The organism is Tenacibaculum ascidiaceicola (genome assembly GCF_047470925.1).
Classification (GTDB): domain Bacteria; phylum Bacteroidota; class Bacteroidia; order Flavobacteriales; family Flavobacteriaceae; genus Polaribacter; species Polaribacter discolor.
This window is the reverse complement of the sequence record NZ_JAZKJP010000012.1, coordinates 153,427-168,533: the sequence shown is the minus strand read 5'-3', so window position 1 is coordinate 168,533 and position 15,107 is coordinate 153,427. Positions and strand designations below refer to the sequence as shown.

At 32.2% G+C, this 15,107-nt stretch carries 12 protein-coding genes; 7 read left to right on the top strand and 5 right to left on the bottom strand.

Features of this window, described 5'->3' with window-relative positions:
* The first annotated feature begins 50 nt into the window (after window positions 1–50).
* Window positions 51–1,859, top strand: coding sequence for a GNAT family N-acyltransferase (locus VBY68_RS12815; RefSeq protein ID WP_099215069.1), 1,809 nt, complete (start codon window positions 51–53; stop codon window positions 1,857–1,859).
* A gap of 76 nt (window positions 1,860–1,935) precedes the next feature.
* On the opposite strand, the gene rseP is transcribed toward VBY68_RS12815, so the two are convergent.
* Window positions 1,936–3,282: an RIP metalloprotease RseP gene (rseP, locus tag VBY68_RS12810; RefSeq protein ID WP_415269959.1), complete on the bottom strand. Its 1,347-nt coding sequence runs from the start codon at window positions 3,280–3,282 to the stop codon at window positions 1,936–1,938.
* A gap of 159 nt (window positions 3,283–3,441) precedes the next feature.
* Between rseP and VBY68_RS12805 the strand changes: the two genes are divergently transcribed.
* The gene (locus tag VBY68_RS12805; RefSeq protein WP_415269958.1) at window positions 3,442–4,119 is read left to right on the top strand and encodes an SCO family protein; all 678 of its coding nucleotides are present in this window, start codon (window positions 3,442–3,444) and stop codon (window positions 4,117–4,119) included.
* 106 nt (window positions 4,120–4,225) lie between these two features.
* Here VBY68_RS12805 and VBY68_RS12800 read toward each other — a convergent pair whose 3' ends face one another.
* Window positions 4,226–4,567 carry an SdpI family protein gene (locus tag VBY68_RS12800; RefSeq protein ID WP_121146572.1) on the bottom strand — a complete coding sequence of 114 codons (342 nt, stop codon included), beginning with the start codon at window positions 4,565–4,567 and terminating at the stop codon, window positions 4,226–4,228.
* A gap of 3 nt (window positions 4,568–4,570) precedes the next feature.
* Entirely contained in the window at window positions 4,571–5,896 is a 1,326-nt protein-coding gene (locus VBY68_RS12795) for a serine hydrolase domain-containing protein (protein WP_415269957.1), read from the bottom strand.
* Window positions 5,897–5,988: 92 nt separating this feature from the next.
* On the opposite strand from VBY68_RS12795, the gene VBY68_RS12790 reads away from it, so the two are divergent.
* A complete protein-coding gene (locus tag VBY68_RS12790) occupies window positions 5,989–7,200 on the top strand; it encodes an aminotransferase class V-fold PLP-dependent enzyme (protein WP_415269956.1) in 1,212 nt (403 codons plus the stop codon).
* Between the two features lie 69 nt (window positions 7,201–7,269).
* On the opposite strand, the gene VBY68_RS12785 is transcribed toward VBY68_RS12790, so the two are convergent.
* The gene (locus VBY68_RS12785; protein ID WP_206512784.1) at window positions 7,270–7,971 is read right to left on the bottom strand and encodes a Bax inhibitor-1/YccA family protein; all 702 of its coding nucleotides are present in this window, start codon (window positions 7,969–7,971) and stop codon (window positions 7,270–7,272) included.
* Window positions 7,972–8,379: 408 nt separating this feature from the next.
* On the opposite strand from VBY68_RS12785, the gene VBY68_RS12780 reads away from it, so the two are divergent.
* From VBY68_RS12780 to glpQ, 4 genes are all read left to right on the top strand, one after another.
* A complete protein-coding gene (locus VBY68_RS12780) occupies window positions 8,380–9,411 on the top strand; it encodes a zinc metalloprotease (protein ID WP_099215077.1) in 1,032 nt (343 codons plus the stop codon).
* Window positions 9,412–9,638: 227 nt separating this feature from the next.
* A complete protein-coding gene (locus tag VBY68_RS12775) occupies window positions 9,639–10,697 on the top strand; it encodes a zinc metalloprotease (protein WP_415269955.1) in 1,059 nt (352 codons plus the stop codon).
* 115 nt (window positions 10,698–10,812) lie between these two features.
* Window positions 10,813–12,306 carry a YfcC family protein gene (locus tag VBY68_RS12770; RefSeq protein ID WP_415269954.1) on the top strand — a complete coding sequence of 498 codons (1,494 nt, stop codon included), beginning with the start codon at window positions 10,813–10,815 and terminating at the stop codon, window positions 12,304–12,306.
* A 3-nt stretch (window positions 12,307–12,309) separates the two neighbouring features.
* Window positions 12,310–13,287, top strand: coding sequence for a glycerophosphodiester phosphodiesterase (glpQ, locus tag VBY68_RS12765; RefSeq protein WP_415269953.1), 978 nt, complete (start codon window positions 12,310–12,312; stop codon window positions 13,285–13,287).
* On the opposite strand, the gene VBY68_RS12760 is transcribed toward glpQ, so the two are convergent.
* Window positions 13,277–15,049, bottom strand: a complete 1,773-nt coding sequence (locus tag VBY68_RS12760) for a chloride channel protein (protein WP_415269952.1) — start codon at window positions 15,047–15,049, stop codon at window positions 13,277–13,279. The two genes, glpQ and VBY68_RS12760, sit on opposite strands and share 11 nt — an antisense overlap.
* Window positions 15,050–15,107: the final 58 nt, after the last annotated feature.

Here is a 15,107-nt window from a genome sequence, read left to right as displayed (position 1 = left end):
GCTTGCAAAAAATCGATTATATTTGCAGTTATGTCAATTGATAACTATGTATGGGATTAGTAACACCTAAAGAAGTTGCAAAAGCAATAGGGGCCGATAAGTTCGGCGTTTTCGGAACGTTTTCAGGTTGGTTGCTGATGAAAGTTTTGCGAATTTCTACCGCCAATGAAATTTATAACAAGCACAAACACAAAAAAGATTTACCTTTTTTAAATGGCTTGTTAGATGAGTTTCAGATTGAGTTTGAAATTCCAGAAGAAGATTTAAAACGTATTCCTAAAGAAGGGCCATTTATAACTATTTCTAACCATCCGCTTGGAGGGATAGATGGTATTTTATTGTTAAAACTCTTATTAGAGCATAGAACTGATTACAAGATTATAGCAAATTTTTTACTGCATAGAATAGAGCCTTTAAAGCCCTATGTAATGCCAGTAAACCCTTTTGAGAATCATAAGGATGCTAAATCGAGTGTTGCAGGAATAAAAAATGCTTTATTACATTTAAAAGAAGGAAAACCATTAGGGCTTTTTCCTGCAGGGGAAGTATCTACATATCGTGATGGAAAGTTAATGGTAGATAAAGAATGGGAGCAAGGGGCAGTACGCTTAATAAAAAAAGCAAAAGTACCTGTAATTCCTATTTATTTTCATGCTAAAAACAGTCAGCTGTTTTACACATTATCTAAAATTAGCGATACACTAAGAACAGCAAAGCTACCGTCAGAGTTACTATCTCAAAAAAACAGAGTTATTAAGGTAAGAATTGGTAAGCCAATATCAGTAAAAGATCAAGATTCATTTACTGAAATACCTGATTTTTATCAATTTTTACGTAGAAAAACTTACATGTTGGCAAATCCGTATGAGAAAGCATCTCCAAAGATTTTGTCAACACACAATTTAAAAATTCCAAAGAAAGCTAAAAAAATTATTTCTCAAAAGTCGCCAGATCTATTTGTAAAAGAGGTGGATGCTTTACGAGAAAAAGGAAGTAGGCTATTACAAAGTAAAAATTATGAAGTGTTTTTTGCTAGCGCAAAAGAAATACCAAATATTTTACATGAAATAGGAAGGTTACGTGAAATTACATTTAGAGAAGTAGGAGAAGGAACCAATAAACCTATTGATTTAGATAAGTTTGATAAATATTATCACCACTTGTTTTTATGGGATGACCAACAAAACAGGTTGGTAGGAGCCTATAGAATGGGATTAGGAAAAGATATTTTTAAGAAACACGGAATAAATGGTTTTTATATTCAAACATTGTTTAGAATTGAGCCAGAGTTGTACCCAATGATGGAAAAAACCATCGAAATGGGACGTGCTTTTATTATTAAAGAATATCAACAAAAACCAATGCCACTTTTCTTGTTGTGGAAAGGAATTGTGCATGTTACATTACGTTATCCTGAACATAAATATTTAATGGGAGGGGTAAGTATAAGTAATCAGTTTTCTGAATTCTCAAAATCATTGATGATTGAGTTTATGAAATCTCATTATTACGATCCGTATGTGGCACAATATATTCATCCTAAGAAAGAGTTTAAGGTAAAACTAAAGGATGCAGATAAGGATTTTGTATTTGACGCTACAGAGGCAGATATGCAAAAGTTTGATAAGATTATTGATGAGCTTGAGCCAGGGGAATTACGTATTCCAGTATTGATTAAAAAGTATGTGAAACAAAATGCACGTTTAGTTGCGTTTAACGTAGATCCTAAGTTTAATAATGCTATTGACGGGTTAATGTACATAAAGGTAGCTGATATACCTGAAAGTACTGTAAAACCTGTTATGGAAGAATTTCAAGCAGAGTTAGAACGTCGCGCAGCGGAAAACTTAAATAAGTAAGCTAAGTTAAAATATAACATAAATAAAAAAGCATCGTACTTAGTACGATGCTTTTTTATTTTGTATTGTTTATAGGTTATTTAAATAACCTAAATATATCGTTTCCGTTGGCGAATAGTAATAATGCTATTAATAAGATAAATCCTGTAATTTGAGCATATTCTAAGAACTTATCACCTGGTTTTTTACCTGTAATCATTTCCCACAAGGTAAATACAACATGTCCACCATCTAAAGCAGGAATTGGTAATAAATTCATAAAACCTAACATAATTGATAAGAAGGCTGTAATGTTCCAGAATGTTTCCCAGCTAAATTCCGAAGGAAATATACTTCCGATAGAGATAAATCCACCTAAACCTTTGTAAGCACCTGTACTAGGATTTAAAATCTTTTTCATTTGCTTAATATAGTTGGTTAAGGTTGTCCACGCTTTTTGAGTACCAGCAGGTATAGCTTCTCCAAAAGAATAGGTTCTTTCAGCTAGGTTGTAATACCCTAACTTTTCTAAGTCTGGTAAAGAAATTGCTCCCCATTTCACACCTAAGTTACCATAATTTGAAACTTTAGCAGGAATAGTTAAGTTTTCTTTACCTCTTTTTATAGATAAGCTAATTTCTTGTCCTTTTGAATTTAATAAAATAGATTTAGCTTCATCGTAATAAGTTATGTTTTGTCCATTTACAGCAGTTATAATATCCTTTGGTAAAATATTACTATCAGCATTTAACGAATCTTTTTGTACACCAGCAATAACAAATGGGTATCTTGGAGTTATAAAAGCGCCAGCATCTTTACCTCTATCTACTAACTTTGAGATAAAGTCGGTAGGGATTTCTTTTTCAAGAACAGTTCCGTTTCTTTCAACAGTATAAGAAGTACCGTTAATAAACTCTAACGGAAGTTCTCTAAATTTTTCTATTTTTTGTCCGTCAATTGTTAAAATTTTATCTCCTGTTTCTAAACCTAAATCTTTTCCTAGTTGATCTTGAACCCAAACACCGTCTTTTAAACTTTCATTAGGTAAGTATTTCTCACCATAAGCCCACATTAAACAGATGTAAATTAAAATACCTAACACAAAATTAACAATAACTCCACCTAGCATAATAATTAAACGTTGCCATGCAGGTTTAGAACGAAACTCCCATGGTTGCGCAGGCTTTTGCATTTGTTCGGTATCCATACTCTCATCAATCATTCCTGCAATTTTAACATAACCACCTAACGGAATCCAACCTATACCATAAACCGTTTCGCCAATTTTCTTTTTAAATAGCGAAAACTTATAATCGAAAAACAGGTAGAATTTTTCTACACGAGTTTTAAATAATTTTGCTGGAATAAAGTGTCCTAATTCGTGTAAAACGATTAAGAGCGATAAGCTTAAAATGAATTGTGATGCTTTTATTAAAATTTCCATAAATGGTGTTCGTCTAAATTTAAAATCTGACAAATGTACGTTTTTCAGTACAGTTCTAAAAGTTTGTGTAACAGTTGCGCATTTGTTTTAACAAAGTTTTTAGTATAGTGGTTTATAAACGCTGTTTTTAGTCGTATTTTTGTAGAAAATTTTAGTACTGTGGATTTTAAATTCTTTAAAAAATCAAAAAGCACCTTAATTTTTATTTTAGTTTTTTGTGCTATTGGTGTGCCTGTTTTCTATCACTTAGTAAAGGTTGATAAAAAGTTACCTATTTATAACCCTGCTGATATTAATCCTAAACTTGTGGATGCTTCTGTAAGAAATAGGACAAAGAATCATAGAGTAGGAAATTTTACCTTAATTAACCAGAATGGAGATACCATTACGAATGCTGACTATGAAGGAAAGATTTATATAGCTGATTTCTTTTTTACGCGTTGTCAAACTATTTGTATTGCGATGGCGTATAACATGAGTGAGTTGCAAGAGCATTATAAAAATGATGATGATATCATGTTTTTATCACACTCAGTAACTCCAGTAATGGATAGCGTACCACAATTACGAAAGTATGCTGATGAAAAAGGGGTAATTGATGGAAAATGGAATGTAACTACAGGAAAAAAGAAACATATTTACAACTTAGCACGAAAGCACTATTTTGCTGTGTTGGATGAAGGTGATGGGGGAGAGAGTGATTGGGTACATACTGAAAACTTTGTGTTGATAGATAAAGAAGGACGCATAAGAGGTTCGTATGATGGAACTAAAAAAGAAAATATGCAGAAAATTATAGATGATATTACAGTACTCAAAGAAGAGTATAAAAAATAGTTTGTCAATGTAATCTTTACAAAAGATACGTATGAGTTTAAAAAAAGACCTTGATGTTTTTGTAAAAACATCAAGGTCTTTTAGTTAAAACGTCTTGAAGAATTTTTTACTTCTTATTTCCGTCCTTATCAAAATTCTTATTGATTTCTTGTTCGGTTTTAATAACAGATACAGCTAGTGACAATAACATAATTGCCATAGGTTGCCATGTTAATTCTTTTGATATATAAGCCAATACTAAAGCCGCAACTAATGAAATTGCTGAATACTTCATAAACTCTTTGGTAAAAAAAGCATTGGCAAATTGCCATATAGTATCATTCTTCATGGTTTTATTAGTACGATACCCATAAATAGCATTAATTTTTTTAGGTGGGAAAAAGTGAAAAATAACACTGAATAAAAAAAGCAATCCGTTTATGGAAAGCACGTAATAAAAAGGATTCATGGTTTAATTTTTAATAGAATTTATAATTCCCTTTAATAAGGTATTTACATCTGCATTTTTGGTAAGTCCTGTACGAACAACTACCAAATCTTGACTAGGCAAAATAAATACATTTTGACCTTTATACCCATTAAAAGAAAACATATTTTTTGGAGCATCAGGATATTTACCACCAGCATTTAACCAAATTTGAGCACCATACCAACCATCTGAAGTAGGAGTAGGAGTTGTAGCATAAGTTACCCAATCTTTATCAAACAAATGTTCTCCGTTCCATTCACCATTATGTAGGTATAATAAGCCTAGTTTAGCCCAATCTCTTGCAGTTGCCCAAGCGTATGAAGACCCAACAAAGTGATTGCTCATGTCGGTTTCAACAATCATAGAGTTCATGCCTATTTTATCAATTAAAGCACTATACCAAAAATCAAGATACTCTTGGTGTGTGTCGAATTTTGTTCGTAAAATACCAGATAACAAATTAGAAGTTCCCGAAGAATAATTCCAAGTTTCATTGGGTTTTCCTACTAAAGGTTTGTTCACTTGAACTTTGGTCATATCCTTTTCTAAAAAAAGCATCTTGGTAGCATCAGAAATACTATTGTAATCTTCGTTCCATTCTAAACCAGAATTCATTTGTAATAAATTATGGATTGTAATGTTTTTACGGTCGTCGTTTTCCCATTCAGAAAACAAGTTGTTTTCTTGAACATCAACTTTTCCTTGACATTTTAAAATTCCGAACAAAGTACCCGTAATACTTTTGGTCATAGACCAACCTAGTTGCTTCGATTCTTTGGTAAAACCAGTATCATATTTTTCAGCAATAATTTTATTTTTATATATCACTATTACCGAACGTGTTTGATTTCTATCATTAAAAATAGTATCAATAGTCTCATTTAGTTTTGTATAATTAATGTTAGCGAAAATAGTGTCTTTATGATCTGCATTTCCGTAAGGAAAAGGAGTTATACTGTCTGGTTCGGAACGTTTAGGAGTTAGTTGAGGTTTGGTGATGTCAAAATCATCTGTAACTAAAACAGCACCAAGTCCTTCTCTGTATACAGCCTTTCTTTTTAGCAATCCGTACACTGAACCTGTAGCAGATTTTTCTTCCGTATTAATTTCATCAGAAGTAATATTTATAGGAGAAAAGTTATTGTCATTAGCATCTGTAAACTCTAAACTTCTTCCTGCTAGAAATACAGAAGAAGCAGTGTTTTTAGCGGAGTATCCTGCAAGAATATTTAGCTTCGGGTAGTTGTAAAAAATAGTAATTGCAAGGGCAATTAAAATAAGAAAAAGGATTCTTTTAAAATTTTTCATGTGAGAGGTTTCTAGCAAATGTAAGAATTTAATTGTTTGATGTTTGTATTTGAAACGCAAGCCCTACCTTTGTGCTAAATTTGATATTTTACATGTTTAGTATAGATAAAATTCGAGCTGATTTTCCTATTTTAAATAGAGAAGTACATGGGAGAAAATTAGTGTATTTAGATAACGGAGCAACCTCACAAACACCACAGGTAGTAATTGATGCTATTGTTGAATATTATTCTAATTACAATGCAAATATTCATAGAGGTGTACATACATTAAGTCAGGAAGCAACTGACAAGTATGAGGAAGCCAGAATTAAGATTCAAAAACATTTCAACGCGAAGCATTCGTATGAAATTATTTTAACTTCAGGAACAACACATGGGGTTAATATTGTAGCATCAGGTTTTGCATCTATTTTACAAGAGGGTGATGAGATAATTGTATCTGCTTTAGAGCATCATTCTAACATTGTGCCTTGGCAAATGTTATGCGAAAAAACAGGAGCTGTTTTAAAAGTAATTCCGATGGATGAAGATGGTTCGCTACGAATGGATATTTATCATGAATTATTGAATCCAAAAACAAAATTAGTTTTTTGTAACCACGTGTCGAATGCATTGGGAACAATTAACCCTGTAAAAGAAATTATCCACGCTGCTCATAAATTTGGTGCTTATGTGTTGATTGATGGAGCACAAGCAGTACCTCACATAAAACCAGATGTTCAAGCATTAGATGCTGATTTTTATGTAGCTTCAGCTCATAAAATGTGCGGACCAACAGGTGTTGGAATGTTGTATGGAAAAGAAGAATTGTTACAGCTATTACCGCCATACCAAGGAGGAGGAGAAATGATTGAAACTGTAACTTTTGAAAAAACTACTTACGCTGGATTGCCTCATAAATTTGAAGCTGGGACACCTAATATTTGTGGTGGAATAGCATTTGGAGTTGCTATTGATTATATGAATTCAGTTGGTTTTGATAACATAGAAAAGCAAGAAAACGAATTGTTATCGTATGCAACCCAAGAATTAGAAAAAATAGATGGATTGAAAATTTACGGTACTTCTAATAAAACATCAGTAATATCTTTTAATTTAGAAGGAATTCATCCATATGATGTTGGTGCAATTTTAGATAAACTAGGAGTAGCGGTTCGTACAGGACACCATTGTGCACAACCTATTATGGACTTTTATTGTATTCCAGGTACAGTGCGCGCTTCTTTCTCTTTTTATAATACTAAAGAGGAGGTTGATGTATTGGTTAGTGCTGTTAAGAAAGCGCAGATGATGTTAAGTTAAAAAGAACTTAATTTAGATAAAAATAAAAAAGCCTCCAAGTGGAGGCTTTTTTATATAATAGTTTCTTAGTTAATCTCTTGACATAAATATTTGTAATACATACCAGAATAATAGCATCAAAGAAGCAAATAACCCTAGTGCAGCAGGAATGTAATCATCTGTAGAAAATTTGTGAACTAAGTTAGAAGTTTGATACAAAATAGAACCAGCTGCTAATACACACATTCCAACAGAAAACCATAATCCTAAATTAAACCCGAATAAAGCACCAGCGATAATCAATCCTATTGCAATAAAGAATCCAACTGACAATCCAGCTCTTATAAAAGAAAAATCTTTTTTGGTAATAAAAACGATTGATGAAATTCCAACAAACAACGATAGTGTAACAATTCCTGCTTGTTTTATAACATCAAAGTTGTTAGTGTACGCTATCGCAATATAAATTAGCGGAATAAAAATAAACGCTTCAGCAAAGATATACCCTGAATATGCTAAGTATTGTAAGTTTTTATCAGAGGTTTTTAAAGCAGTACTTTCAGCGTAGTTGGTAATTAACATAAAACCACCTAGTAGTAATAACCATTTATAGCCTTGCGTCATAGATAAGGCAAATTCAACAATAGTAGCACTTTGTAAAAATAAATATTCAAACAAAACAAATAATAATACACCTCCAGCAACATGTGTATAGGTTTTTTTGTAAAAAGCAATTCTGTCAGCTTCTGAAACTTGTGCAACAAGCACTTTTGAATTAAATGAGTTTTCCATAATTAATTTTTTAATAGAAGGTAAAGATATGTTTTTTAGATTATTTTAAAATAGCCTATTTGCGTTGTGAAAAAAATGGTTTTTTGATTTTAAAATTATCACATTAATGATTTAGTTTGTTTAAAATTGACGTTTTTTTATTGTTTTTGTTAAAATTTAACATTTCGATATTGTTAATAATTAAAGGCTCCCAAGTGATAAAGCCTAAGAAATTAACTTTTCTTTAACTTTTTCTTAGCATTAAAAAAAAATTATATATTGCACATCGTTAAAAAACCCTTCAAATAATTGTCAAAGTGGTAGGTATTTAACAATTTAATTGACGATGCCTTTTCTTTTGAGTTTTTTAACAAATTTGTTGCCCTATAGGGCAGTTTTTCAATAACTAATTTTTTAATTATTCACAACATGAAAAGAATTTTTTTAACACTAGCTGTAGCAGCCTCAGTTTTAGTAGGGTGTCAAGAAAACGCTAAAGATGAAGCGTTAGACCCTCAACAATCAATCGACATGAGCGACTTCTACGTAGAAACTGAAGAAGTTTCTCACAAAGGAGGATCTGAGCAATGTCACTCAATGAGAGTTTTAAACAGACAGGTAAAAGAAAACCCAGGATTATACAAGAAAATGTATAATATTGAGTATGCTACAAGAAAGTTAACAACAGCGAAAGGTAAACCAGGTGGAGGAGATACTGGTGGAGGAGATGTAGATGTATTACCAATCGAAGACGGTTTAGGAACTATTAATATTCCTGTATACGTACACGTTGTTTTACCAAATGCAAATAGTGTTTCTGATAGTCAAATTCAAGCACAAATGAATGTGTTAAATGATGACTTTAGTAATCCAAATACAAATCAACTTCCTTCAGGAGCTTCTGACTTTATCAATGATGCTACTGATACAGGAATTCAATTTACATTAGCAGGTACTTTTAGACATAATGACTCTAAGTCTTCTTGGGGAACTAACGATGCTGTAAAAGCTGCTTACCCTCCAGTTACTCCTTCAACTCACTTAAACATTTGGGTGTGTGAAATAGGAGGAGGTATCTTAGGATATGCTCAATTTCCAGGAGGTTCTTTATCTACAGATGGTGTAGTATTATTAGCAGGAAGTTTACCAGGTGGTTCTTCTGCTCCATACAACATGGGTAGAACTGCAACTCACGAAATTGGTCACTACTTAAATTTACGTCACATTTGGGGAGACGGAAGATGTCGTCAAGACGATTTCGTAGCTGATACTCCATCTTCTGATGCTTCAAACTACGGATGTCCAACTTTTCCAGATGTTAGCTGTAAATCTGCTGATATGACAATGAATTATATGGACTATACAAACGATGCTTGTATGTATATGTTTACAGATGGTCAACGTAACAGAATGAGAGCTTTATTTGCTTCAGGAGGAGCTAGAGCTTCTATGTTAAACTAGAAAACCAATAGTCTTTTTTAAGGCGTTCTCAATAATTATTACAATTATTATAAAGCCAAGAGATTTAAATCTCTTGGCTTTTTTTGTTTAAAAATAAGTTTTAAACAAAAAAAAGAGGTTAACATTTTGTTTATCAGGTGTTTTTCCTGTTTTTATTTGTTTTTACTCTTTGTAAATTAGATAGCTATAAAATGAAAATTTTAACTAATGCTTTAAAATTTCAAAAAATGAAAAAACTTTTTCTAGGGCTTGCAGTAATGGCAAGTCTATTAATTGGCTGTCAAGATGAAACTAATGATAAACAAGAAATATCTCAGGAAGTAGGTGTAGATATGAGTGACTTTTATGTAAAAACTGATGAGGTAGCATCGAAAGGAACTATATCTAACAAATGTTATTCTATGAAGGTTTTAAATCGACAAGTAAAAGAAAATCCTGGATTGTATAAGAAAATGTATAATATAGAATATGCTACAAGGAAGTTTTTAAACAGTAAGAAGCCAGACGGAACACCAGGAGGTGGAAACGGAGGAAATAATGGAGGAGGTGATGGAGACGTTGATGTTGAACCAATAGATGATGGTTTAAGCATTGATATCCCTGTATACTTTCATATTGTACTTCCAAATGCTAGTGCGGTTACAAACTCACAAGTACAATCACAAATGAATGTCATTAATAGTGATTTTACAAGTCCAAACACAAATCAATTACCATCAGGAGCTACTGATTTTATTAATGATGCTACTAATACTGAAATAACATTTACGTTAGCAGGCACTTTTAGATACGATGATTCTACATCTTCTTGGGGAACAAATGATGCAGTAAAGCAAGCTTACCCACCAATTACCCCAGAAACTCATTTAAATGTATGGGTATGTAATATTGGAGGTGGAATTTTAGGATATGCTCAATTTCCAGGAGGAAACTCAGCTACCGATGGAGTAGTTTTATTATATTCTAGTTTACCAGGAGGTTCTGCAGCACCTTATAATGAAGGAAGAACTTTAACTCATGAAATAGGACATTATTTAAACTTACGTCATATTTGGGGTGATGGTAGATGTCGTCAAGACGATTTTGTAGAAGATACACCAGCTTCTGATGGACCTAATTATGGTTGTCCTTCATATCCAACAGTTAATTGTAAATCTGCAGATATGACAATGAACTATATGGATTATACAGACGATGCTTGTATGTATATGTTCACAGATGGTCAACGAAATAGGATGAGAGCAATCTTTCAGCCAGGAGGAGCTAGAGCTTCTATGTTAAATTAGAAAACCAAAGTCTTTTTTCAATATTCCCAATAATTATTTTAATTATTATTAAACCAAGAGATGTGCATCTCTTGGTTTTTTTTACTTTTATGGAGATAAATAATAATTCACTGTCTTGAAGAATATTAAATTTCCAACTCCACATACTATCTTATTATTAATAGCAGGATTAGTTGCTGTTTTAACGTGGTTTATACCTGCAGGCAAGTTCGATACCTTACAGTATCAAGAAAACAGCAATTCTTTTACTTACATACATTTAGAGAATAAAAAGACAATGCCTGTAAGTCAAGAAACATTAGAAGACTTAGGTATTAAAATCCCATTAGAAAAGTTTACCAATGGAGATATAGGAAAACCAATTAGTGTACCAGGAACATACACACAATTAGATCCAAAACCACAAGGTTTTTTAGAATTTTTTAAATCTCCTATAAAAGGAATTATTCAATCTTCTGATATAATTTTATTTGTTTTGATTTTAGGAGGCATTATAGGAATAATGAACTTCACAGGCGCTTTTGATGCTGGAATAGCTTGGTTAGCAAAAACATTAAAAGGAAAAGAATACTGGCTCATATTTGTAGTAACAACCTTAATAGCCGTAGGAGGAACAACTTTTGGATTAGCAGAAGAAACCATTGCCTTTTATCCGATATTAATTCCAATATTTTTAGCAGCAAAATACGATGCCATAGTAGCTTTAGCATGTGTGTATATTGGATCATCTATAGGTACAATGTGCTCAACAGTAAATCCGTTTAGTGTTATTATAGCTTCAGATGCGGCAGGAATTAACTGGACAACAGGATTTACAGGAAGGTTGTTAATGTTAATTGGAGGAATTGTAATATGTGTCATTTATATTTTACGTTACGCAAACAAAGTTCAAAAAGACCCAACAAAATCTATTATTTACGATCAAAAAGAGATGATTGAAAATCTTTTTGGGAGCTCAACTTCAAATACGCACAGTTTAACAGGTAGGTTAAGAATTATACTAACCATTTTTGCAATGTGCTTTGTAATCATGATTTATGGAGTTTCTCGCTTAGGTTGGTGGTTTGAAGAAATGACTGTTGTGTTTTTAATAGGGGCTATTTTAATAGGTTTTTTAGCTAAAATGAAAGAAGAAAACTTTGTAAATACTTTTATTAAAGGGGCAGGAGATTTATTAGGAGTAGCTTTTATTATTGGTATTGCTCGTGGAGTTTCTGTATTAATGGAGCAAGGTTTAATTAGCGATACTATTTTACAACATGCAAGTGAGTTTACTACTGGGATGTCTAAAGGAATTTTTACTAATGTAATGCTGTTTATTTACTCAGGTTTATCCTTTTTTATTCCAAGTTCATCAGGTATGGCAGTACTAACAATGCCTATCATGTCACCTTTAGCCGATACCGTTGGAGTAGGTAGAGAAGTGATTGTAAACACATATCAATATGGAATGGGGTTATTTGCTTTTATCAATCCGACAGGCTTAATTTTAGCATCGTTAGCAATTGTTAAAGTAGGGTATGATAGATGGTTGAAGTTTGTAATTCCGTTAGTAATTATTTTAACAGTTTTTACAATGTTAGTTCTAACCGCTCAAGTATATCTGTAAATAATGAAACAAATTTATGTACTGTTTTTCTTATCTCTTTTCTTCGGATGCAAGACAGAAACTAAAACAACTAATATGCAAAAGAAAATAGTAATTGCCCATAGAGGTGCCTCAGGATATTTACCAGAACACACTATGGAAGCTAAAGCCATGGCGTATGCTATGAATCCTGATTATATAGAACAAGATCTAGTATTAAGTAAAGATAATGTTCCTGTAGTGATTCATGATATTTATTTGGATGATGTTACTGATGTGGCTGAAAAATTTCCAGAAAGAAAACGAGAAGACGAACGTTTTTATGTAGTTGATTTTACATTTGATGAGTTACAACAATTGAGTGTAACTGAGCGATTCAATCCAAAAACAGGAGTACAAGTGTATCCGAATCGATTCCCAAAGGGAAAAGGAAACTTTAAATTACATTCTTTACAATCGGAAATAGAGTTAATTCAAGGATTGAATGCTTCTACAGGAAAAAATATTGGAATTTATCCAGAAATTAAAAACCCTGAATTTCATCATCAAAATGGAAAAGACATTGCCAAAATTACGCTGAACATTCTTTCAGAGTATGGTTATATAACCAGGAAAGATAAATGTATGTTTCAGTGTTTTGATGCCAAAGAACTAGAGCGAGTGCGTACTCAATTACAATCGGAATTGTTTTTAGTGCAGTTAATTGAGTTCCCTGAGGAAACCAAACAGCTTAAACATTTTGCAGCCTATGTTGATGGGTTAGGACCTTGGTACAAGCAAATTTTAGATAAGAAAGAAGGAACTCAGTGGAAGTTTACAACATTGGTTGAAGAAGCTCATAAACTAGGTTTAAAAGTACATCCATATACCTTTAGATCAGATCAACTAGATGAGTTTACTTCTTTTGAAGAAATGATGCAAGTATTGCTTTTCGAAGCAAATGTTGACGGCGGTTTTACCGATTTTCCTGATAAAATGGTACAATATTTAACTAAACAGTAACCTCAATTAGTTTGTTTCTATATACAGAAAGCAGTTTTGATTTAGATATAAAACCAACATAAACTCCATTTTTAACAACAGGTAAGTTCCATGCGCCACTTTCTTTAAATTTTTGCATCACTTTTTCAGTGTCGTCATCATAAAAAATAATGGCGGGAGCTATTTTCATAATATCCCTTACTGTGGTTGTTTCGTAAAGATCTTGATTAAACATCATGGGACGAATATCATCTAATAAAACAATTCCTCTAAACTTGTTTTCACTATCAACCACAGGAAAAATATTTCTTTTTGATTTTGAAACAGCTTGTTTTAGCATTTCTCCCAAAGTCATCTCAGGATGAATTTTAATAAAGTTTTTTTCAATAATTTTACTAATCTTCATCATCATCATTACATTCTTGTCCTTATTGTGAGTAATAAGTTCACCACGTTTAGCTAGTTCGATAGTGTAAATAGAATTAGAAACAAAATACTTAGTAATAGCATAAGAAACGGCAGAAACAAGCATTAGCGGAACAAATAAATCATAACCTCCAGTAATTTCAGCAATTAAGAAAATAGCCGTTAAAGGAGCATGTAAAACCCCTGCCATTAAGCCTGTCATTCCAATTAACGTAAAGTTAGTTTCTGAGACATCAAATCCAAATTGGTTAATAATTTTAGCAGTAACATTTCCTAAAGCGCTTCCCATAACAAGTGTAGGGATAAAAATTCCACCAACTCCACCAGCAGCAAAAGTTGTCGTCATGGCAATTACTTTAAAAATACCAATGATTAGCAGAAAGATAATAACCATCCAAACATTTTCAAAATCAATATTATAATGAATACTTTTAAGCGCATCACTAGCGTTTTCAGATAATAAATTATTGATAATTCCATAACCTTCACCAAATAGTGGAGGAATTAAAAAAAGCATTAAACCAATGGCGATTCCGCCAAAGACTAATCGCTTAAAAGGATTGTATTTTTTGAAAAAATTAATAATTCTAAAATAAATTTTAGAAAAATATACAGAAGAGAACCCTGTAAAAATAGCCAAAGCAATATAAAAGATGAGGTCGTTAATTTCAAAAGCATCCTGAAGTTGCACACTAAATAGTACATCCTTTCCTAAAAAGAAATAAGAAGTAATTACAGCAGAAACAGATGCTAATAATAATGGAACTAACGATGCAAAAGCAAGGTCTAAACTAAAAATTTCTACTGCAAAAATAATAGCAGCAATAGGAGCTTTGAACATTGAAGACATAGCCCCAGCAGTAGCACAACCAATTAATAACATACGAGTTCTCATGTTCATATGAAATAATTGCGCTACTCCAGAACCTAAAGCGGCACCGGTACTTACAGCAGGGCCTTGTAGTCCTACTGACCCTCCAAAACCAACAGTTATGGGAGCTGTAATTAAAGAAGCATAAATCTTATAACGCTCTATAATTCCATTTTTTTTAGAAATGGATTGTAGGGTGGTAGAAATACCATGACCAATATCTTTTTTGATGAGGTATTTTTTAATGTAATACACTAAAAACAGCCCTAAAATAGGGAAGATGAAGTATAAAGAATGATGATAGTCCTTAATAAGACCATCTTCTAAAATCCTATGAAAGTAGAAAGTAAGGTTTTTAAGAATTAAGGTACCAATACCTGCTAAAAACCCAACTAAAACGCTTAAAACATATACAAACTGTCGTTCAGAGATATGTTTATATCTCCAAATTAATACTTTTTTATAAGCTTCCTTAGATGTAGGCATTGTTTTCTAGACTCTTAGTTAATTTTTGAAAAGCTAGTTAATAATACTTAAAGATACT